The organism is Cognatundibacterium jejuense (assembly GCF_014284255.1).
GTDB lineage: Bacteria > Pseudomonadota > Gammaproteobacteria > Burkholderiales > Burkholderiaceae_D > Undibacterium > Undibacterium jejuense.
In genome coordinates this window covers 1-17,790 of record NZ_JACOFV010000001.1, presented here as the reverse complement: position 1 = coordinate 17,790, position 17,790 = coordinate 1, and the positions used below count along the sequence as shown (strand labels likewise).

General features: G+C 50.5%; 25 protein-coding genes. 23 read left to right on the top strand and 2 right to left on the bottom strand.

Annotation, left to right across the window (positions count from 1 at the left end; all coding sequences use genetic code 11):
* The first annotated feature begins 1 nt into the window (after position 1).
* The 8 genes from H8K32_RS00130 to H8K32_RS00095 all read left to right on the top strand — a co-directional run bounded on the left by H8K32_RS00130 (position 2) and on the right by H8K32_RS00095 (position 4,706).
* Positions 2-229, top strand: coding sequence for a phage holin family protein (locus H8K32_RS00130; RefSeq protein ID WP_186910442.1), 228 nt, complete (start codon positions 2-4; stop codon positions 227-229).
* A complete protein-coding gene (locus H8K32_RS00125) occupies positions 216-719 on the top strand; it encodes a lysozyme (RefSeq protein WP_186910441.1) in 504 nt (167 codons plus the stop codon). The genes H8K32_RS00130 and H8K32_RS00125 overlap by 14 nt, the downstream gene beginning before the upstream one ends.
* A complete protein-coding gene (locus H8K32_RS00120; RefSeq protein ID WP_186910440.1) occupies positions 716-1,219 on the top strand; it encodes a hypothetical protein in 504 nt (167 codons plus the stop codon). Before H8K32_RS00125 ends, H8K32_RS00120 begins: the two co-directional genes overlap by 4 nt.
* Positions 1,203-1,694, top strand: coding sequence for a phage tail protein (locus H8K32_RS00115; protein ID WP_186910439.1), 492 nt, complete (start codon positions 1,203-1,205; stop codon positions 1,692-1,694). The genes H8K32_RS00120 and H8K32_RS00115 overlap by 17 nt, the downstream gene beginning before the upstream one ends.
* Positions 1,691-2,161, top strand: a complete 471-nt coding sequence (locus tag H8K32_RS00110; protein ID WP_186910438.1) for a phage virion morphogenesis protein — start codon at positions 1,691-1,693, stop codon at positions 2,159-2,161. The genes H8K32_RS00115 and H8K32_RS00110 overlap by 4 nt, the downstream gene beginning before the upstream one ends.
* Positions 2,162-2,241: 80 nt before the next feature.
* Complete coding sequence (locus H8K32_RS00105) at positions 2,242-3,138, top strand: hypothetical protein (RefSeq protein WP_186910437.1); 897 nt, start codon at positions 2,242-2,244, stop codon at positions 3,136-3,138.
* A gap of 8 nt (positions 3,139-3,146) precedes the next feature.
* The gene (locus H8K32_RS00100) at positions 3,147-4,082 is read left to right on the top strand and encodes a hypothetical protein (RefSeq protein WP_222612968.1); all 936 of its coding nucleotides are present in this window, start codon (positions 3,147-3,149) and stop codon (positions 4,080-4,082) included.
* 396 nt (positions 4,083-4,478) lie between these two features.
* Positions 4,479-4,706: a hypothetical protein gene (locus tag H8K32_RS00095; protein WP_186910435.1), complete on the top strand. Its 228-nt coding sequence runs from the start codon at positions 4,479-4,481 to the stop codon at positions 4,704-4,706.
* Between the two features lie 359 nt (positions 4,707-5,065).
* Here the strand turns inward: H8K32_RS00095 and H8K32_RS00090 are convergent, their stop codons facing one another.
* Both H8K32_RS00090 and H8K32_RS00085 read right to left on the bottom strand, forming a co-directional pair.
* Positions 5,066-5,830 carry a DNA adenine methylase gene (locus tag H8K32_RS00090; RefSeq protein ID WP_222612967.1) on the bottom strand — a complete coding sequence of 255 codons (765 nt, stop codon included), beginning with the start codon at positions 5,828-5,830 and terminating at the stop codon, positions 5,066-5,068.
* Complete coding sequence (locus H8K32_RS00085) at positions 5,781-5,987, bottom strand: Com family DNA-binding transcriptional regulator (protein WP_186910434.1); 207 nt, start codon at positions 5,985-5,987, stop codon at positions 5,781-5,783. Before H8K32_RS00085 ends, H8K32_RS00090 begins: the two co-directional genes overlap by 50 nt.
* A 249-nt stretch (positions 5,988-6,236) precedes the next feature.
* Here H8K32_RS00085 and H8K32_RS00080 point away from each other — a divergent pair, with 249 nt between their 5' ends.
* From H8K32_RS00080 to H8K32_RS00010, 15 genes are read left to right on the top strand one after another with little or no spacing between them, the layout of a single operon-like run.
* Positions 6,237-6,905 (top strand): phage baseplate assembly protein V, encoded by a 669-nt coding sequence (locus H8K32_RS00080; protein WP_186910433.1) that lies wholly within the window; start codon positions 6,237-6,239, stop codon positions 6,903-6,905.
* Between the two features lie 5 nt (positions 6,906-6,910).
* The gene (locus tag H8K32_RS00075) at positions 6,911-7,261 is read left to right on the top strand and encodes a GPW/gp25 family protein (protein ID WP_222612966.1); all 351 of its coding nucleotides are present in this window, start codon (positions 6,911-6,913) and stop codon (positions 7,259-7,261) included.
* On the top strand, positions 7,258-8,121 hold the full coding sequence (locus H8K32_RS00070) for a baseplate assembly protein (RefSeq protein WP_186910431.1): 864 nt from the start codon (positions 7,258-7,260) through the stop codon (positions 8,119-8,121). The genes H8K32_RS00075 and H8K32_RS00070 overlap by 4 nt, the downstream gene beginning before the upstream one ends.
* Positions 8,114-8,863: a phage tail protein I gene (locus H8K32_RS00065; protein ID WP_186910430.1), complete on the top strand. Its 750-nt coding sequence runs from the start codon at positions 8,114-8,116 to the stop codon at positions 8,861-8,863. Before H8K32_RS00070 ends, H8K32_RS00065 begins: the two co-directional genes overlap by 8 nt.
* A complete protein-coding gene (locus H8K32_RS00060; protein WP_222612965.1) occupies positions 8,860-9,363 on the top strand; it encodes a phage tail-collar fiber domain-containing protein in 504 nt (167 codons plus the stop codon). Before H8K32_RS00065 ends, H8K32_RS00060 begins: the two co-directional genes overlap by 4 nt.
* A 12-nt stretch (positions 9,364-9,375) precedes the next feature.
* Entirely contained in the window at positions 9,376-10,182 is an 807-nt protein-coding gene (locus tag H8K32_RS00055) for a hypothetical protein (RefSeq protein ID WP_186910429.1), read from the top strand.
* A gap of 16 nt (positions 10,183-10,198) precedes the next feature.
* A complete protein-coding gene (locus H8K32_RS00050; protein WP_222612964.1) occupies positions 10,199-10,480 on the top strand; it encodes a hypothetical protein in 282 nt (93 codons plus the stop codon).
* The gene (locus H8K32_RS00045) at positions 10,480-10,761 is read left to right on the top strand and encodes a hypothetical protein (protein ID WP_186910428.1); all 282 of its coding nucleotides are present in this window, start codon (positions 10,480-10,482) and stop codon (positions 10,759-10,761) included. The genes H8K32_RS00050 and H8K32_RS00045 overlap by 1 nt, the downstream gene beginning before the upstream one ends.
* Before the next feature lie 14 nt (positions 10,762-10,775).
* Complete coding sequence (locus H8K32_RS00040) at positions 10,776-11,948, top strand: phage tail sheath protein (protein WP_186910427.1); 1,173 nt, start codon at positions 10,776-10,778, stop codon at positions 11,946-11,948.
* Positions 11,949-11,965: 17 nt separating this feature from the next.
* Positions 11,966-12,475: a phage major tail tube protein gene (locus tag H8K32_RS00035; protein WP_186910426.1), complete on the top strand. Its 510-nt coding sequence runs from the start codon at positions 11,966-11,968 to the stop codon at positions 12,473-12,475.
* A 28-nt stretch (positions 12,476-12,503) separates the two neighbouring features.
* Positions 12,504-12,791: a phage tail assembly protein gene (locus tag H8K32_RS00030; RefSeq protein WP_186910425.1), complete on the top strand. Its 288-nt coding sequence runs from the start codon at positions 12,504-12,506 to the stop codon at positions 12,789-12,791.
* An 11-nt stretch (positions 12,792-12,802) separates the two neighbouring features.
* Positions 12,803-12,916, top strand: a complete 114-nt coding sequence (locus H8K32_RS00025) for a GpE family phage tail protein (RefSeq protein ID WP_186910424.1) — start codon at positions 12,803-12,805, stop codon at positions 12,914-12,916.
* Positions 12,917-12,929: 13 nt separating this feature from the next.
* Positions 12,930-15,704, top strand: a complete 2,775-nt coding sequence (locus H8K32_RS00020; RefSeq protein WP_186910423.1) for a hypothetical protein — start codon at positions 12,930-12,932, stop codon at positions 15,702-15,704.
* 12 nt (positions 15,705-15,716) lie between these two features.
* A complete protein-coding gene (locus H8K32_RS00015) occupies positions 15,717-16,148 on the top strand; it encodes a phage tail protein (protein ID WP_186910422.1) in 432 nt (143 codons plus the stop codon).
* Complete coding sequence (locus H8K32_RS00010; RefSeq protein WP_186910421.1) at positions 16,145-17,155, top strand: contractile injection system protein, VgrG/Pvc8 family; 1,011 nt, start codon at positions 16,145-16,147, stop codon at positions 17,153-17,155. The genes H8K32_RS00015 and H8K32_RS00010 overlap by 4 nt, the downstream gene beginning before the upstream one ends.
* Positions 17,156-17,790: the final 635 nt, after the last annotated feature.

The following is a 17,790-nucleotide window of genomic DNA, read 5'->3' as shown; positions in this document are numbered from 1 at the left end:
CATGGAAAAAACCCTTGAATACGCCAAAGCCGCACCGCCCGTCACGATCAGCACCATTTCACTGATGGGTATCCCGCTCAACGAATGGGTATTTATCTGCACCATTATTTACACGGTCTTGCTGACCATTTTTCTGCTGCGCGACAAGCTGATTAACCCCTGGCTAGAACGTCGTCGCAAGGCGCACAAATCGCAAGGAGCAAGCGAGGTCAAGCATGGCAATCGATAACGTCAAACAACGCTTAGCCGCTGCCGGTCTTGCGGCAGCGCTGCCATTGATCGTCGCTTTTGAAGGGACGTTCTATGCGGCCTACCTCGACCCGGTGCGCATCCCGACTATTTGTCGCGGTCATACCGGCGGCGTCCAGCTAGGCCAGGTAGCCACGCCAGAACAATGCGACGACTACACGCTGCAAGACTTGGTCAAGGCAAAAGAAACCATCGATAGCTGTATGCATACCCCGTTGAACGATAACCAACGCGCGGCGTTCGCCTCGTTTGTGTTCAATGTCGGTCACGGCAAGGCTGGCGTCAAAGACGGCTTTTGCGTACTCAAATCTGGCCGACCATCCACCATGGTGACGATGCTTAATGCCAGCAACATCGCCGGCGCCTGTAACCAACTGCCCCTCTGGAACACAGCCGAGGGCAAAGTCTACCCCGGCCTCACCAAACGGCGCGCCGCCGAGCGTGAACTCTGCCTGAAAGCACCCACATGAAAAAGCTCACCGACTATCTCGACCCAACGCTATGGCTACTGGCAATACAGATGCTGGCCATCGTCTATCTATTGGTCGAACGCCAGGACAACAAAAACGCGCTCAATCGCGCCAATCTCGCCGCCATTGAACAATACGAACAGCTAAACCAAGCCAGTCGCGTAAAAGAACGCGCCTTGCGTGACGAAATCGATCACCAGGCAAGCACCTACCGAAAGGAAAAACAAAATGAGCAAGTTAAAAATAACGCCACCATTACTGCTCTGCGCACTGGTACTCAGCGGGTGTCAGTCGCCGTCCGTACGTGTAGTACAACCACCAACGGTACAGATCCCGCCGCTGCCAGCGGAGATACAAACCCGCGAGCCGAACTTGCGCCAGAGGTTGCAGCAGCTTTGGCAAGTATCGCCGCCGACGGCGACGACGCCATCCATGACCTCAACGCCTGCGTCAAGGCATACAACCTCGTCCGGGACCGATTGAATGTACAAGCCCAATAGCCTGCGCAAACACCTGACGGCCGCGAACCCCGATCTCAAACGCGACCCAGACAAGCTATTAGTGTTTGCTGACGAAGGCCGCCTGATCGCCACCGGTACACATTCACGCTCGTTTGAATACGCCTACAAACTCAATGTCATCATTACCGATTTTGGTGGCGATGAAGATGCGCTGATGGTGCCGCTCTTAGACTGGCTTGCCCATCATCAGCCCGATCTACTGAATAACCCCGACAAACGCGAACGCGGCATCCGCTTCATCGTCGATTTCAACAACCACAGCAGTGTCGATATTTCGCTCGAGATCGAATTGACCGAACGTGTCATCGTCCAGCAAGACAAATCCAAACTGACGATACAGCACGCCGCCGAGCCAGAACCGGCACCCAATTACAGCGCCGACTACTGGCAACTCTACAAAGGCAACACGCTATTGGCTGAATGGGCTACACCAGATAGTCAGGCAAACACATGACCCACGATCTAACGGCACTAGAAACCTGGGCAAGCACCCTCCTCGCCCAGCTCGACCCCGCCGCACGCCGCAAATTCACACAACAAATAGCCCAAAACCTGCGCCGCAGCCAGCAACAAAGAATCAAGGCACAGCAAACACCAGAAGGCATCGCCTACACGCCGCGCAAACAGCGCAAAGCATTCAAGAATAAACAAGGCCGGATAAAAAAGCAGAAAGCAGCCATGTTCACCAAGCTGCGCACAAATACGCATCTGAAGACCAAGGTAGACGCAAATCAGATCGAGGTGGGGTTTTACGGAAGAGTCGCGCGGATTGCGCGGGTGCATCAGTTTGGGTTAAGGGATAGGGTCAACAGTAACGGGCCGCGGGTCAAGTATGAGGAACGTAAGCTGCTTGGATTTGGTTCTTACGATGCTGAAATTCAAACAATATTTTTAAATTACATAACTAAAACTGTAAAATGAGCAAGCTTTTTACAAATAATCAATATCGGCGTATTTGATCTTCTATTCCAAATACGGCACATAACACATTAAAAATTTATATGAATATTAACCAAATTTTAGAGCATTTTTTTGAAAAAATGACAGAAATATCTTTACATCAAAGATCGGTTGGCGAAAGTGCAAAGAGTGAATGTGAAAAATTCAATGACTATTCAAAAATACTTTCCGAGAACGAAAATTTTAGAACAACCGGTTTCTCATCACATAATATGTTCTATAAAACTGCAATTTCGGGAGAATTTAAATTTTATGGTCGACGAAAACTTACAATTGATAAACATAAAGAATACGTTGTCCTACATCTAAATAAGCAATATCAATGGCTTTTAGCAGAAGCGTATGAGAATTTTGAGAATTTTTTAAAACTTTCATATGCGAGCGCGGGAATGAGCGATCACAATTTTTGGCACGCATCTGATTTCGGTGATATTTCATTGAATCAAATATCTGAAAAAAATTGGGAATGGTACGCAGCACGGGCTGATAAGAAAAAAAATAGTCCGAAAAGTATCCTGACTCAATTCAGAAATAAGTTCTCGGAAGAACTCACTTCGGTAGAACAAACAAATACTCTAGGAATCGATCTAAATTTTTCAATAACGTTAATTGAGAAATTGCGCCATCAAATTGTTCATACAAGTGGTGTTGTAAAAAACAGATCTGACTTTCTGAGAGATGTTTTTGATACTTGTGGCATGTACAATAATGGGCACCCAAAAAAGGAAAACGTTGATTTCATTGGTCAATTTTTTGGAGAGAACGAATATAAAGATACGATATTACTTCTTGATCATTATTCCAACCATAGCGATTTAACTCTGTCACAAAGTCGTTTTAATTTACTGACCAACATATTGATCTCATACGCTGACTTGATCGCAGAAAAATTAAAAACACACCAAGCTAACAAGAACCGCGCTGAGTGCATCACATGAGTACTGGCATGCCACGTCAAGAGATTTGGAGAAAAATGTATCGCGAAAACCGATACTGTCGACATCTTAGCCAGAAGGAGTTGAATCAGCGCATCCGAGACGTATTTCTAAATATGCTTCGCTTGATGCCAGATGTGAAGATAGGGCTTCCTCCATTGGAACCAGAGGGTGCGAAGGCAATGGAAATCTGGGCACACGTGCTGGAAGAAATGGCACTCCGTCACGGGCCATATCCAAACGGTTTTACGCGAGATATTTTGCATTCCGAGCCTTTCCCAGACTTTGCTGGAGAGGTTGGCGCAAAGGCAGCAGGTGTCCTCGCGTCAAAGGGATTGCGATCCGGCGATGTATTCGTCAAATTCGGAAAGGCTGAGCATATGAGGTCTTTGGTTGAAAAAGGATCCTTGCGCATTCAATCCGCAAGCTACTACGCCACGCCAAACCATAATGGCGCAATAAGAGATGATGAACTTTCTTTGCCCCTTTCCCTAGCGTTATCTCGTGATGCCATCATCAAAGGCGTCCTCAATCCGCAAGATGTACCAGATGGCCCTATTCTACAGCGCCTAGATGTTACTTACAACGCGGGCACGGACTATTGGCTATATTGTGTAAGTTGCGCAGTTGAGCCTCGACTGTTCGTAGATTTTCAAGCCGACTCGTGTGTCATCATCAAGGATAAAGACCGCTTCCAACACCTCCTTACGCTTCAGAGCGCGGCCAAGTTTCCCGATACAGGCCATCGCCATGGGAAAGCCATTTACGTCGATCCACACCTTCCCGCAACTGCGAACATTGATGTCCCAATGTCGAAGCACTTCCGGTACGAGTATCAGAGCGAATACCGCTTTGTGTGGAGGCCAGTAAAACCGATGATCAATCTGCTATACGTCGACCTTGAACTCGGTAGCTTGGAAAATATTGCAGAGCTAGTTGTTCTCTAATGGTGGTATTATAGACAACGTTACGTTCGAGCGTGACTATTGCGATGCAGCCCGCGTCAGGACTACATACCTAGCTTAAGTTCACTTTTATTCGACAATTATTCGTTAATTATTAATAGCCAGTACACCGTCATTCGATGTTATTCAAAGGACAAAGATGGCATTGGAGAAATCCATAAGTCTTTAGGCGCTCTTCAGGGAGTTACAATAGCAGACGCAAAAGGAATCATATATCATCTTAATAAAAATGATGACTTATTACTCAGCATGTTGTTTGGCATATATGAAACCTATGGCACTTATATTGAAACCTCCCAAGGAGCATCCACTGTATATTCACACTTCTCTACTAGGCAGTTCAATACATTGCTTGATGTGGTATTCCAGATAACCAATATGATTACTGATGCTGAAGGGAATAGCATCTATGAACCCACTCGTGCAATTGCAAATATGGATTCTCCTACTAATCCAACGCTACTGATGCATCGTATTATTGTTGAGAATTTTATAAAGAATATTAATAATAACTGTCCTGATTTCTTTTTCTTTGAAATGCTCGGAGACACTAGGCAGCATCGTGAAAAGGTTAGGGCTCTTTTCCCAGAGAATAGTGCTTCATAAACTTCGAATACACATAACAAGTAAATCCAGCGGATGCCGTTCCGCCGCCGCTGATTTCCGACGTTAGTCTTATAGATGCTTATATCAATCAATAGTTGCTTACGCCAGATTGCTGCTGCCTGGTTTGGCGTGGCAGTCTTGGCTACGACCTGTCAGCTAATTATAGATGGCGAGATCGCAGCCCTGGGCAGCATACTAAATGCAAACAACTTCGTGGCTTTCTATCCAGTAAGCTGACTGTCTGCTTTTCAAAAATCCTATGACGGTTATGGGCACATTCCGGGCAGTCATGATCTGGCACTCCCGTATCCATCAGCGTCAGATCATGCATCATTCCCTATATAAAATCGCCCTTTTGACTACCAATTCCGAATAATCAACTCCCCCGCTTTCTCCTTCGATTTCGTCGAACCGCCTATTGTGTAATTAATCGTGACGCTCTCCATATTCAACCCCGCAAACACCTCCCGCATTGCCGGAATATCGTTCACACTAATCACCATCTTGCCTTTAATGGTGCGGGCAAATTCCGCCATGATTGCGTATTGCTCTAAGCCGAAATCAACGCCGTATCCTTCTGTTCCCCAATAAGGCGGGTCGCAGTAAAACAAGGTATGCGCTCGATCGTAGCGGCGGATGCAGTCTGCCCACGGCAAATTTTCAATCACGGTGTCGGTCAGGCGCAGATGTGCTTCACTTAGCGTTTCCTCCATTCGCAGCAGATTCAAGCGCGGTGGACGTGTGGTATCAGTGCCGAAAGATTGCCCGTTCACTTTGCCACCGAACGCCAACTTTTGCAGGTAGTAGAAACGTGCGGCACGCTGGATGTCTGTCAGTTGTTCAGTTGGCTGTTTAAGATACCAATCGAACTGACGTCGGCTAACAAGCGACCAGCGAAACTCGGCGATCAGCGCATCGAGGTGGTGTTTTACCACTCGATACAGATTCATCAGTTCGCCATTAATGTCGTTGAGCACTTCGCATTTGACCGGAGGTTTTAAAAAGTAAATCGCAGCAGCGCCGCTGAACGGTTCGACGTAACATTCGTGCTCAGGGAACTGTGGAATGATGTGTTTAGCCATACGACGTTTGCCGCCTATCCACGGGATGATGGGTTTGCTCAATGGAGACTCCAATGGGTGATGCGCTAGGGCACACTGGTTCGGAGCGCGTGACTCTCAGGGTATTCATGGTTTTACAACGTGGGCATTTGATGGTGAGAGAAATGAACTCTCCCTCACCGAGTTTGCGGGAGCAGCTCCCGCAGCGGATATCCTGCATTTTCATAGTAACGAAAAATATGGTAGCCTTGGCGCGCCTGTGCACAGGTGACGCGGTCTTCGGCCAATTTTGCAGGATCTATCTGCGAAAGCGGTGGCGTGTTTGATGTTAGCGCATCAGTCACGTCGCCGCGTCCTTTTTTTACTATCGCATGCGCGACTCTAGTATGTGCTTAGGACGGAGTTGCTATTCCCCATAGCAACTCGCCGCCACGTGACCAGCTAAGCACTTCCCTTCATCATCGTCAGCATGGAATTTAATCTTGCTGACCTCTCCCGCCGCTTACAAAATCTGATTCGCTTAGGCACGATTGCCGAAGTGAAGCACAGCCGCATTCCGCGTGTGCGCGTGACGGTGGGTGAGATCACGACTAACTGGCTGCCTGTTGTCACTGCGCATGCTGCTGCGACCAAGACCTGGGCGCCACCTGCGATCGATGAGCAATGCCTGGTGTTTTCTCCTTCAGGTGATTTGGCGGCGGGTGTGGTGTTGGCAGGTATTAATAGCAGCCACCAACAGGCGCCGGATGATGACCCGCACAATACGCGCATCGTTTATCCTGATGGTGCGCAAATTGATTACAACCATCAATCGCATGCCTTCAATGTGACTTTACCCGATGGCGGTTCGGCCGTGATTGAGGCGCCCGCGTCTGTCACTGTGCGTTCTGCCGCCATCACACTCGATGCACCACAAACTACGTGCACTGGCAATTTGCTGGTACAAAAAGCCCTCACCTATATGGGCGGCATGAGTGGTCAAGGCTCTGGTACAGGTGCTGCGGCCGTGATCAAAGGTGCTGTCCACGCGACAGAACATATCCAATCCGATACCGACATCGTCGCCAATGGCATCAGCCTCACTGGCCACACACATCGCGAACAAGGCGACGGCAACAACGTGAGTAAGCCGCTATGAGAGGCATGCACACCGTCACTGGCAAGCAGATTGATGGCCTCGATCATTTACGCCAAAGCATTGCCGATATTTTGACCACCCCCATCGGCACACGCGTCATGCGTCGTGACTATGGCAGTTTGCTCTTTGAACTAATCGATCAGCCGCACAACGGTGTGACGCAATTGCGCCTATATGCCGCAACGGCAAAGGCTCTTTTGCGTTGGGAACCACGTATCAAGCTCACGCAAGTCAATATTTACCGCACTGATGTGCCTGGTCGCGTGTTACTAGAACTCAAAGGCAAGATGGTGAAAGATCGCAATGCCATCAATGTGGGTCTCAGCATGCCTATAGCCATACGGGGGCGTGTATGAGCTTAATTGATTTAAGCAGTTTGCCTGCACCCAATGTCGTTGAAGTCATCGACTTTGAGACGATCTTTGCGCAACGTAAAGCAGAATTTCTAGCACTCTATCCGGCAGACGAGCGAGCAGCAATCGCGGCTACGCTGGATTTGGAATCTGAACCCATCACCAAGCTACTACAAGAAAACGCCTACCGCGAAATGCTGTGGCGGCAGCGCGTCAATGATGCCGCACACGCCGTAATGCTGGCCTATGCCAGAGGCAGTGATCTGGATAATTTAACGGCCTTACTGGGTGTAACGCGCTTAGAGCAAGAGACCGATAGCCGCTTACGCTTCAGAGCACAAATGGCGTTAGAAGGCACTACCGTAGCGGGCAGTCGCCGCAGCTATATTGCGCATACCTTCTCGGCATCTAATTTAGTCAAAGACGTGGCGGTAACTAGCCCTAAGCCTGGCCAGGTGTTGGTCACGGTATTGGCAACGTCTGGCGATGGCGTGCCAGATGCAGATCTACTCGCAACGGTGGCGGCGTATTTGTCGGCAGAAGAACGCCGTCCACTCACTGATCAAGTCATTGTAGAAGCGGCGCAGATTGTGCCTTTTGCGATTAATGCAACCTTGAATACCTACCCTGGCCCCTCTTCTACCACGGTCATCCACGCCGCACAAATCGCGGTACAGAATTTTGTGAATGAACATCACAAGCTCGGACACGACATCACGCTATCTGGCCTGTATGCGAGTTTGCATCAGGTTGGCGTGCAACGGGTGATTTTACAAACCCCGCTTGTCGATCTGGTAATCAGCGAACGTCAGGCGGCGTATTGCACATCAATCAACCTCACAATGGGGGTGAACGATGTCTGACCTAGCCAACTCGCTTAATTTGCTGCCACCGAATCGATCGCCGTTAGAAGTGGCCACCGCAACGGTGTGTGTGCCCAAGGTCGATGCCAGCGTCGTTACCCGCCTATGGAATGCTGAACTTTGCCCTAGCAATTTGTTGCCATGGCTGGCCTGGGCAACCTCGGTCGACGAATGGGATGACCGCTGGGACGAATCTACCCAACGTCAGGCGATTGCAGCCAGTCTAGCGACGCATCGCAAAAAAGGCACCGTCTGGGCAGTAAAAAAAGCGCTTTCCGTGGTCAACATCACCACAGAATTATTGGAATGGTGGCAGCAGCAACCGCTGGCCGCACCCTACACCTTTGCCTTAACCGCGTGGGTTACCAGCAGCCAGCATGCGCATGAAGCAGTGTTGGATCGTGACCTGTATGAGCGCATCAAACGCATCGTTGATCAAGCCAAACCAGTACGTGCCAGCTACTACTTTAAGGTCGGTGCGCTGTTTGATCAAACTAATCTGGGCTTTGCGCAGGTACAGCAGGCCATTGCTTGCAGCCGCAATGGTGGAACAGTGCAAGCAGTACAAACCACGACCCCGGCACAACTCGCATGCGTCGCCAACGTCAAGCAGATCAACGCTGTCGCCAGTTATATGGCCACGCCTGTGGCGGTGCAATTGGGTGCGCAAATCAATTCTTTGCGGCTGGCATCCACAGTCAAGCCGCTTTCCGTTTTACGCGTAGCGATGGAGGTTCAATGAGTACGCCCCTTTTACCGACGATGTTAGAAGTCGGCCTCAATGCGATTTGGCGCGGCAGTAACGATGGTGTCGCCGCTCAAATCACGCATATTGCCTTGGGCGACGCTGGCTATGCACCCAACCAAGGCCAGGCAGGACTGCGTTCAGAACGTGCACGCTACCCTGTCGCCGATGGCAAACGCGTCAGCCCACGTCAAATTCACGTGACTGCTCTGGCTGATGGCAATACAGAGTTTTGGGTGCGTGAGGTTGGCTTTTACCTAGCCGATGGCACTTGTCTTGCCGTCTGGAGTGATCCGGCAAAACCACTCGCCTACAAAGCCCCGGGCATCGATCTGCTGCTGGCGTATGACTTGAATTTGTCAGCGGTACCGGCTGACAGTGTCACGGTGCAATCTACCGGAGCGGGGCTCAGTCTCAACATGGCCGGAGAATATGCGAGCCTGGCAAAAGCGCTCGTGCAACTACAACGCACCATCCTCAAACCTTATCTGCAATAAAAGGAACCCACTATGAGCCTAGAGCAACAAATCGCTGCGTTGGTTGACTCAACCACTGCCTTGACCCAAGAAGTCAGCAACAAACAGGCACAAGTTGATGCACGAGTCGCTGCCAAAATCAATGAACTTGAAGCCTGGCGTGGCAGCCATCTAGATGAGCACCCTGCCATTGCCGTTAACTTTAATGCCCGCATGACTGCCTTGGGTGGTACCGCACCACAGCAGTTACCGCTTGCCATGGGCGTGCATGCGGGTGGTGATTTTTGGAGCAAATTTGATGTCACGATGATCCCGGTTACATCAGGGCTTGACCCAATTACCAGACCGCCTGTCGTTCGTGAACTGCTGCAGTACATGAATATGGATAGTTTGTATTTTCATGGAGGGTTCAATATTTTAAAACTGACCGTGAAGTCGATTACAAATAGCTTTGGTCCTTATGTCTTTTACACACCGTATCAGCATATTTTTGAAGGTGCCTTTAACAGCTTTGTCGTGTACCACAAGATTGTTGGGAAAGCTGATTGGCGATGGATGGATAACGCCAAAAAAGAAGTATGGAACCAAGTCACACATCACATCTATGCCGGCGATGCCGCTGGTGCATACACCCATATCGATATAGGCCTGAGCGGTTCTATTGCCGTAGGCGACACGCTGTATCTGGCCTTACCACAAGTTATTGCCGGCAAATGGAATCCACAGCACCGCTGTCCACAAGTGCACAACATCTATGACGCCATTATTGACGTGGTCGGTAGTGGCAACTTAAGTGGGCTGGGTGGAACCTTCGCTGGCATCAATAGCGGCAATCGTTAATAGAAAGGACTTCTCCATGGGAAATTTACCAACCAATTATTCTGATCAAAGTGACGAAAGTACGCTGATCATGACCACGCGCGGCTTAGAAAGTCCTGCGCAGATTCGTGCCCGTGATCTTTGTTCTGCTTATATTGAGCGCACTTACCCAGTGTACATGCAGCTCAATATTCTTCGTTCTGGTACCAAAGACGAAAAGGCCAAGATGGATGCTTTCATTGACGCCTGCCGCGCCTGGTCTAACGGCACCAATCCTGATCCTGCCAATCTTCAAAAGATTGTTTCTGGAGCGGCGTAATGGAAAAACTACTCGCCCTGCTAGCAAAAATCCCCGCCGACAAACAAGGCCATGCCTTGATGGGTGTGGTGATTTACCTCATTGCCAGCATCGCTCTATTGCAGTTTGTACCCGTCACTTTGGTTGCACCACAAGCCTTGATGGTGGTCGTTGCCGTGGGTGTATTTAAAGAAGTCTACGACGCCTATCATCCAGAAAAACACACTTGTGATTTCTGGGATTTTATAGCGACAACCAGCGGTGGATTGCTGGTGTTCATCGCGGTGCATTTATACCTTTAACCTAAGGAAAATCTATGTCCAGAGATTATCACCACGGCGTGCGCGTCATTGAAATCAACGAAGGCACACGCCCTATTCGCACCGTTTCTACCGCTGTGATTGGCTTAATTGCCACCGCGGATGATGCAGATGCGACGACCTTTCCGCTCAATACGCCGGTGCTGTTGACCAATGTCACCAGCGCAATTGGTAAAGCGGGCAAACGCGGTACGCTGTCGCGCGCGTTAGATGCGATTGGCAAACAAACCAATCCTTTTACCATCGTGGTGCGTGTGCCACAGGCAGAGCACGAAGCAGAGCAAACCAGCAACACCATCGGTGGCGTCTCGCCATCTGGTCAATATACGGGTGTCAAAGCCCTGCTGGCTGCACAAGCCAAATTTGGCATGAAGCCGCGCATCATCGGCGCACCGGGTTTAGATACGCAGGCGGTGACGACAGAGATGGTCGCTGTCGCCCAACAATTGCGTGCCTTTGTCTATGCCAACTGCTGGGGTGCGCAGACCAAAGAAGCGGCTGCTTTATACCGCGAGCAGTTTGGCCAACGCGAATTAATGCTTATCTGGCCAGACTTTGTTGACTGGGATACTTCCACCAACGCCAACGCATCCATTTCAGCCGTGGCCTATGCTTTAGGTGTACGGGCAAAGATTGACAATGACATTGGCTGGCATAAATCGCTTTCTAACGTGGTGGTCAATGGCCCACTGGGCATTTCTCGTGATGTGTTCTGGGATTTGCAAAGCGGTGCTACCGATGCTGGCTACCTCAATCAAGCAGGCGTCACTACGCTGATCAATAAGTCAGGCTACCGCTTCTGGGGATCGCGCACGGCAGAAGTAGGCGAATTTTTCTTCTTCGAAAACTACACGCGTACCGCCCAGGTGCTGGCCGACAGCATTGCCGAAGCGCATTTTAGTTATGTCGATAAGCCCGTACATCCATCATTGGTGCGTGACCTGCTGGAATCAATCAACGCTAAGTTCCGTGAACTGAAAGCTGAAGGCTACATCATCGACGCCCATGCCTGGTTTGATCCGGCATCGAACAGCAAAGACAGCTTAAAAATGGGCTCGCTGACAATTGATTACGACTACACGCCGGTACCGCCGCTGGAAGATCTGATCATGCATCAACGTATTACTGACAGCTATCTGGCGAACTTTGCGCAGCGCATTACCGCTTAATCATATAGGGAGCAATCATGGGCTTACCCAGCAAACTCAAAAATTTTAATTTATTCAACGACGGTATCTCTTACCTCGGCCAGGTGCCAGAAATCACCTTGCCTAAACTCAGCCGCAAAATGGAAGACTACGTCGCTGGCGGCATGACCGGCCCCATCGAGATCGATTACATGAATGAAAAAATCGAACTCGAATGGACTGCCGGTGGCTTATTGATCGACGCTTTAAAGCAATACGGCGCGACCAGCCACAATGCCGTTCAACTGCGCTTTGCCGGAGCATATCAGCGTGATGACACTGCCGAAGTCGATGCCGTCGAAATTGTCGTCCGTGGTCGCCATAAAGAAATCGAGATGGGCAACACCAAAATGGGTGACAAATCCGACCACAAATACAAAACCACCTGCAGCTATTACAAGCTGATGATCAACGGTGAAAACATCATCGAGCTTGATTTTATCAACGGGGTAGAGATGATCGGCGGCGTCGATCGCACCGAAGAGATACGCCGCGCCATCGGCGTTTGACCCACTTTGAACCTAAAAGAGAACAACCATGACAGAAAAAACCATCACTCTTGACGAACCGCTCAAACGTGGCGACACCCTCATCAAGGAAGTCACCCTACGCAAACCCAAAGCAGGCGAACTGCGCGGCGTATCGCTGGTCGATCTGGGTAATATCAACGTCGTCGCCCTGCAGCAGGTCTTGCCACGCATTACAACACCCATTTTGACGGCGCAAGATGTAGCGAACCTTGACCCGGCTGATCTGTTAGAAATCGGCGCGGAGGTGGCTTCTTTTTTGGTCAAGAAAGCGGACCGTACGGCATTCCAGAAATAGTCGAAGACGCCATGGCAGATATTGCGGTGGTGTTCCACTGGCCACCCACCGCAATGGATGCCTTAAGCCTCTCAGAACTGATGGACTGGCGCGAGCGCGCCAGAATCCGCAGCGGTGCAGAATAACTCAAGGAAACCCATGTCTGAGCGTGATTTAAAACTTCAGGTGGTGTTCTCGATGATAGAGAAGATCACCGCCCCCTTAAAACGCATCATCGGCGAATCCACCGCCAGCGGCAAGGCGCTCAAAGCGCTGCGTGATCGCCTTAAGGACCTCGATAGCCAGCAAAAAGCTTTATCTGGCTTTCGGCAATTACATACCGGCCTGCAAGAAACCGCCAATCGCTTGGATGCTGCTCGCCAGCGCGCAAAAATGCTGGCTGAACAAATGCAGGCAACCGAGCAGCCAACGCGCACCATGACGCGTGAATTTGAACGCGCCACAAAAACCGCCAAACTCATCAAAGAACAGCATCAACGCGAAACACAACAACTGCAAGTCTTGCGCGACAAACTCAGCGCCGCAGGTATCAGCACGTACCAGCTAGCCCAACACGAGCGCAGTTTGCGCAACAATATCGCCGACACCAACGCCCAAATCACCGCCCAGCAACACAAACTTTCTGAGCTGGCCAAGCGCCACGAACAAGTCAGCGCGGCAAAAAAGAAAATGGAAAGCACTCGCACAGCCGCGGGCAATGCCACCATGTCTGGCATGGGCATGGCGATGGCTGGCACCGCCATGAGCGTGCCGGTCATCCAATCTCTCGGCGAGGCCAAACATTTTGAGACGGAGATCCAACGCATCCGCGCTTTAGGCATGGGCGACGCCATTTCAAATGATGCGATTAAATTTAGCCAGGCAATGCAAACCTACGGCACCAGTTCGTTAGAAAATCTGGAACTGATGCGCGACTCATTAACCGTCTTTGCCGACTTGCACCACGCGCAAATGGTCTTACCGACCCTAGCCAAGATGAAGTTTGCCAATGCCGCCATGTACGATGAACAAACCGGTGCAGAAAAAGGCCAAAGCTTCATGAACATGCTTAAGGTCATCGAGCTACGTGGTGGCCTCGCCAGCGAGAAGAAGTTTGAACACGAAGCCAATCTGGTGCAAAAAGTGCTCACCGCCACCGGCGGCCGCGTTGGTCCCGACGAATGGCTCAACTTTATCAAGACCGGCGGCGTCGCTGCCAAATCGCTGCAAGATGAAGCCTTCTTTTACAAGATGGAACCCTTGATTCAAGAAATGGGCGGCCACCGCGTTGGTACCGGTTTGATGTCCGCCTACGCCAACCTGTATCAAGGTCACACTACCGTGCGTGCCGCACAAGAGATGGGCCGGCTCGATCTGCTCGACCCCGGCAAGGTCGAATACAACAAAATAGGCATGATCAAGCAGATCAAACCTGGCGCATTGGCAGGCGGTGAAGTGCTCAAATCTGACCCCATGGCGTGGCTAGAAACGGTCTTGCTACCCAAATTAGCCGCTAAAGGCATCACAGACCCAGAGCAAATTAAAGACACGATCGCGACCATCATGACCAATCGCACCGCGTCTAATCTGTTCACGCAAATGTACTTACAGCGAGAGCAGATCCACAAAAACGCCAAGCTCAATGCCGGTGCAGCCGATATAGACACACTCAACCGCGGCGCACATGCCACGACCAAAGGCCGTGAGCTTGAAGCATTAGCCAAGATCAGCAGCGCCAAACAACAGATCGGCACACAGATCCTGCCGCTGTATGCCAGCGCTTTAGAAAAGCTCGCCAGCGTCTTGCAAACTGTCACCACGTTTATGAAAGAACATTCCACCACCGCCAAGGTGCTGGCAATTTCTTTTGCAGGGCTATCTGCGCTGTTGGTGGTGCTGGGCACACTGACCATCGTCTTTGCGTCGATCATTGGTCCCTTCGCCCTCTTCCGCTATGGGATGACTTTGTTAAAAATAGAAAGCGCCGCTGCACCAGGCATCCTGGCCCGACTCGGTACCGCCTTCGTACGCCTTGGTCCACTCGCTATGCGCGCAGGCAGTTTTTTGCTCATTGCTGGCCGCGCCTTGGTCAGCTTTGGCATCGCTGCCTTGGCTAGCCCGATTGGTCTCATCATCGCCGCCATTGCGCTACTCGCTGCAGGCGCCTACTTGCTGTACAAAAACTGGGAACCAGTCAAAGCCTACTTTGTAGGTTTGTGGGCGCAGATACGCCAAAGCTTTAACGATGGCATCGCCTGGCTCAGTGCCTTAACCAGCAGATTTACTGAATTTGGCAGCAACCTGGTTCAAGGATTAATCAACGGCATCCGCAATGGTATGACCGCAGTCAAAGAGACCATCACCAGCTTAGGCAGCAACGTCGTCGACTGGTTTAAAGAAAAACTCGGCATCCACAGCCCCAGCGTCGTCTTTACCGAGCTTGGCCAATTTACAATGCAGGGTTTATCAAATGGTTTAGCTAATGGCGAAGGCCAAGCCGTTAATCAGGTTAGTCAATTAGCCAATCGGCTGACTAAAATGGCCGGCGGACTCGCATTGACCACATCTATCGTGCCAGCGATGGCAGCAATGCCGCATGCGACATTTGACCCACTGAGCGCATCCGCGACACCAACAATCCGATCATACCCTGCACCGACGTTACCGCCGTTAGTATCACCCCGCAAAGCCGTAGATCAACCCGCACTCAACCTCACCCCGTTGAATGTGGACCGGCGCCCACCCGTTGCCAGCAACAGTACAAATGCAGCGCCGGCAATGCACAGCAATGACACCATTCAAATCACCATCAACCCACCAGCCGGTACCGATGCGCAGGCAATAGCCAAAGCCGTGGCAGCGGAGTTGGACAAACGCGAACGGCAGCGCGCGGCGACACGTCGCTCGAGCATGCACGATTACGATGACATGTAAGGAAACGCCCTCATGATGATGAGTCTCGACCAATTTGTATTCAGTCTGCCGACGCTGGCGTATCAAGAATTTCAGCGACAACAAGAATGGAAGCACCCCGCCACCTCACGCGTTGGTGAGCGTGATGCGCATCAATACCTGGGCGAAGGCGATGACACCATCACCCTCTCTGGTTGGATCGCCCCAGAACTCACCGGCGATATCACCTCGCTCGACGACATTCGCGATATGGCCAGCCGTGGCGAAGCCTATGTATTGGTAGAAGGCACCGGCCGCATCTTTGGTGAATTCGTCATTACCCAACTAACTGAAGGCCGCACCCTGTTCTATACCGATGGCATGCCACGCCGCATCGAATTTTCGGTCAGTCTTAAACGGGTAGACCGCGGCGACCAGATCGACGCCTATTCCGGCTCACCCCATCAAGAATCAGACACCGAATGAGCTACCCACAACCTACCTTTAGCATCACCTTAGAAGGCAAAGACATCACCAGCAAGATTTACCCACGGCTGGTTAGTCTCACCCTGACCGAAGAACGAGCCAACGCCGTTGACCAACTGGACATCACGATCGACGACAGCGACGGCCGTGTCGCCATTCCCGCTACTGGCGCCAAAATCACGCTCAAACTAGGTGGCCCAGGCTTTACCGCCAACGGCGGCATGGTCGACAAAGGCACATTCATCGTCGATGAAGTCGAACACGAAGGTGCCCCCGACACCATCACCTTACGCGCCCGCAGCGCCCAGATGGCCAAGCCAATACGCGTAAAAAAGAGTCGAAGTTTTCATGCGCAAACGATCGACGCCATCGTCAACCAAATCGCCAGCGACAATAAACTGACGCCGCGTGTCGGAAAAATCTTCATCGGCAAAATCGTCGACCACATCGATCAAACGAATGAATCAGACATCCACTTTTTAAACCGCCTGGGTAAGAAATTCGATGCAGTAGCAACGATCAAAAAAGACGCCCTGCTGTTTCTGCCAATAGGCGAAGCCACGAACAGCAAAGGACAAGCACTGCCCACCATCACCCTGCACCGCCGCGATGGCGACAAACACCGCTACCATACCGCCAACCGCGACGCCTACAGCGGGGTACGCGCCCAATGGCATGACCCCGACGACGCCAAAGAAAAAACCGAACTCATCGGCGAAGACGACAACCCCAAACGCCTACGCCACGTCTACGCCAATCAAAAAGACGCCGAAGACGCCGCCAAATCCGAATGGCACCGCATAGAACGCGGCAAAGCCACACTGCAATTCACCCTTGCCCTTGGCCGACCAGATGTATCGCCCATGATGGGCGTGCAGATACCAGAATTAAAAGCGCCAATAGGAAATGCGGAATGGTTGATTGTGAAAGTGACTCATAGCCTGAGTTCACAAGGGTTGACGACGCAACTGGAAATGGAATCGAAGAACAATGAAAAAGAATCGTAACGTACTATAAAGATTGATAAAATATTAAATCAAATCAAACAATATCCATTTTCATGTCGATCTTCTCCTTCTTACCTATTCTCTGCATGTTTGCCATCTACACTTCGCTCGTCAAGTTAGCGGCATTTTTATACAAGAGAACCATTTTAAGTTGGAAGCATGCCTTTATATATACCACTGGCATTACTGTCGTATCGATGTCCTATGCAGCGTTAACCATACTCACAGAGCACCTAATTCCTGTACCAGTAACGATATTGATAGGATTAGCAATGCAACTTGGATTTGGCGGATGGTATCTCGGTAGTAAAGCACAGGCAGCCAACAACGGGACTTTAGGTTTCAAACAAGGCGTATGGATTGCTGTCATTGCAAATGTTCTTCTATCAGTCTGCACTATCCCAATGTTCGTTTTTATTCTCCTGAGCTTCCCCTGAAATTTTGTTCCCCAAAGTTGCGTTTATTTTACGTCACTTTTGGGGAACTAAATTTGAGGAGAAGCTCAATTTGAGCTTCCCTCGATAATTAGTTCACCATCAGGTGAATGTCATGCAGCGAGATTCTCTTGATTTTGTTTCTTCATCCAGTCTTCCAGATATTGAACGGGAGAGCGGTAACCTAATGTCGAATGCTGC

What these genes read in the sequence shown, in the direction of transcription:
- H8K32_RS00130 (WP_186910442.1), top strand. Translation starts at nt 2, where the DNA reads ATGGAAAAAACCCTTGAATACGCCAAAGCCGCACCGCCCGTCACGATC.
- H8K32_RS00125 (WP_186910441.1), top strand. Translation starts at nt 216, where the DNA reads ATGGCAATCGATAACGTCAAACAACGCTTAGCCGCTGCCGGTCTTGCG.
- H8K32_RS00120 (WP_186910440.1), top strand. Translation starts at nt 716, where the DNA reads ATGAAAAAGCTCACCGACTATCTCGACCCAACGCTATGGCTACTGGCA.
- H8K32_RS00115 (WP_186910439.1), top strand. Translation starts at nt 1,203, where the DNA reads ATGTACAAGCCCAATAGCCTGCGCAAACACCTGACGGCCGCGAACCCC.
- H8K32_RS00110 (WP_186910438.1), top strand. Translation starts at nt 1,691, where the DNA reads ATGACCCACGATCTAACGGCACTAGAAACCTGGGCAAGCACCCTCCTC.
- H8K32_RS00105 (WP_186910437.1), top strand. Translation starts at nt 2,242, where the DNA reads ATGAATATTAACCAAATTTTAGAGCATTTTTTTGAAAAAATGACAGAA.
- H8K32_RS00100 (WP_222612968.1), top strand. Translation starts at nt 3,147, where the DNA reads ATGCCACGTCAAGAGATTTGGAGAAAAATGTATCGCGAAAACCGATAC.
- H8K32_RS00095 (WP_186910435.1), top strand. Translation starts at nt 4,479, where the DNA reads ATGATTACTGATGCTGAAGGGAATAGCATCTATGAACCCACTCGTGCA.
- H8K32_RS00085 (WP_186910434.1), bottom strand. Translation starts at nt 5,987, where the DNA reads ATGCAGGATATCCGCTGCGGGAGCTGCTCCCGCAAACTCGGTGAGGGA.
- H8K32_RS00080 (WP_186910433.1), top strand. Translation starts at nt 6,237, where the DNA reads ATGGAATTTAATCTTGCTGACCTCTCCCGCCGCTTACAAAATCTGATT.
- H8K32_RS00075 (WP_222612966.1), top strand. Translation starts at nt 6,911, where the DNA reads ATGCACACCGTCACTGGCAAGCAGATTGATGGCCTCGATCATTTACGC.
- H8K32_RS00070 (WP_186910431.1), top strand. Translation starts at nt 7,258, where the DNA reads ATGAGCTTAATTGATTTAAGCAGTTTGCCTGCACCCAATGTCGTTGAA.
- H8K32_RS00065 (WP_186910430.1), top strand. Translation starts at nt 8,114, where the DNA reads ATGTCTGACCTAGCCAACTCGCTTAATTTGCTGCCACCGAATCGATCG.
- H8K32_RS00060 (WP_222612965.1), top strand. Translation starts at nt 8,860, where the DNA reads ATGAGTACGCCCCTTTTACCGACGATGTTAGAAGTCGGCCTCAATGCG.
- H8K32_RS00055 (WP_186910429.1), top strand. Translation starts at nt 9,376, where the DNA reads ATGAGCCTAGAGCAACAAATCGCTGCGTTGGTTGACTCAACCACTGCC.
- H8K32_RS00050 (WP_222612964.1), top strand. Translation starts at nt 10,199, where the DNA reads ATGGGAAATTTACCAACCAATTATTCTGATCAAAGTGACGAAAGTACG.
- H8K32_RS00045 (WP_186910428.1), top strand. Translation starts at nt 10,480, where the DNA reads ATGGAAAAACTACTCGCCCTGCTAGCAAAAATCCCCGCCGACAAACAA.
- H8K32_RS00040 (WP_186910427.1), top strand. Translation starts at nt 10,776, where the DNA reads ATGTCCAGAGATTATCACCACGGCGTGCGCGTCATTGAAATCAACGAA.
- H8K32_RS00035 (WP_186910426.1), top strand. Translation starts at nt 11,966, where the DNA reads ATGGGCTTACCCAGCAAACTCAAAAATTTTAATTTATTCAACGACGGT.
- H8K32_RS00030 (WP_186910425.1), top strand. Translation starts at nt 12,504, where the DNA reads ATGACAGAAAAAACCATCACTCTTGACGAACCGCTCAAACGTGGCGAC.
- H8K32_RS00025 (WP_186910424.1), top strand. Translation starts at nt 12,803, where the DNA reads ATGGCAGATATTGCGGTGGTGTTCCACTGGCCACCCACCGCAATGGAT.
- H8K32_RS00020 (WP_186910423.1), top strand. Translation starts at nt 12,930, where the DNA reads ATGTCTGAGCGTGATTTAAAACTTCAGGTGGTGTTCTCGATGATAGAG.
- H8K32_RS00015 (WP_186910422.1), top strand. Translation starts at nt 15,717, where the DNA reads ATGATGATGAGTCTCGACCAATTTGTATTCAGTCTGCCGACGCTGGCG.
- H8K32_RS00010 (WP_186910421.1), top strand. Translation starts at nt 16,145, where the DNA reads ATGAGCTACCCACAACCTACCTTTAGCATCACCTTAGAAGGCAAAGAC.